This window comes from Streptomyces sp. NPDC017890, from assembly GCF_044328675.1.
Taxonomy (GTDB): Bacteria; Actinomycetota; Actinomycetes; order Streptomycetales; family Streptomycetaceae; genus Streptomyces.
In genome coordinates this window covers 1-1,110 of record NZ_JBIRHU010000168.1, presented here as the reverse complement: position 1 = coordinate 1,110, position 1,110 = coordinate 1, and the positions used below count along the sequence as shown (strand labels likewise).

Here is a 1,110-nt window from a genome sequence, read left to right as displayed (position 1 = left end):
CAAGTACTTCACTTGTTCGTACCTCTTGGACATGGGCACACATACCTTCGTCGTCGAGATGACGACCGGCAAAGTACACGCCATCACGGTCGATCCCGGCCCCCTCGACCGCCCGTACCAGTTCGCCATCCGGGCCAGTGCCAAGACCTGGCAGGGGTTCGGCGTGCCCGTACCCGCGCCGATGTACCACGGGATCTGGGCTGCCTCATTCCAACGGGACATGAAGCTCGAAGGCGACGTGCTGGTTCTCATGCAGAACTTGCGGTGCGTGACACGCCAGATCGAACTGCTCCGCACTGTCGGTGTGCCGGTCTGATTCACCAGCGCCACCCAAACCAGTTCAAAATCTCCCCCCAACGAAGGAACCCTCGAGATGAGCAAGATTTCCCCGGTGACGGGACACTACGTCGACGTCGACGTCGACGGCCTGCTGTACAAGGTCTTCTACCTGGAGAACGGCACCGGTCAGCCCTTGGTGTGCCAGCACACCGCCGGGGCTCACAACCATCAGTGGCGCGGGCTGCTGGAAGACGAAGAGATCACCGCGAATTATCGCGTCATCGCCTACGACCTACCTCGACATGGAAAGTCCGATCCGCCGGAGAACACCGAGTGGTGGACCGAGGAATACAAACTCTCGGCTGACCACTACGCCAATTTCATCGTTGCACTCGTTGATGCGCTCGAACTCGAGAATCCGATCTTCATGGGATCCTCGTTCGGCGGCAACATCGCCCTGCAGCTTGCGCTGCGCAATCCGGATCGCTTCGCCGGCGTCATCCCTGTCGAAGGTGCCGACTACTCGCCTGGCTTCTACCTCGACTGGTGGCAGCACCCGCACGCGAACGCAGCGCAGGTGTGCGCCAGCGGCACGTGGGATCTCATGGCTCCCCAGTCACCGGAGGCAGATCGCTGGAAGACCTGGTTCTATTACACCCAGGGATCCGAAGCGTTCAAGGGCGACCTGCACTTCTACTCGGTCGATCACGATCTGCGCGACAAGCTCGATCAGATCGACGGCGATCGCTGCCCCGTCGTGATGTTGACCGGCGACTACGACTACCTGACCACGCCGGAAGACAGCGCCCGAACGGCCGCGCAAATCAAGAA

Annotated in this window: 2 protein-coding genes; both read left to right on the top strand. The window is 60.9% G+C overall.

Annotation, left to right across the window (positions count from 1 at the left end; genetic code table 11):
• Positions 1-316 (top strand): hypothetical protein (locus tag ACH4F2_RS36295; RefSeq protein WP_397957393.1); only part of this gene is annotated, 316 nt, incomplete at its 5' end.
• Between the two features lie 57 nt (positions 317-373).
• Positions 374-1,110 (top strand): alpha/beta fold hydrolase (locus ACH4F2_RS36290; protein ID WP_398136840.1); only part of this gene is annotated, 737 nt, incomplete at its 3' end.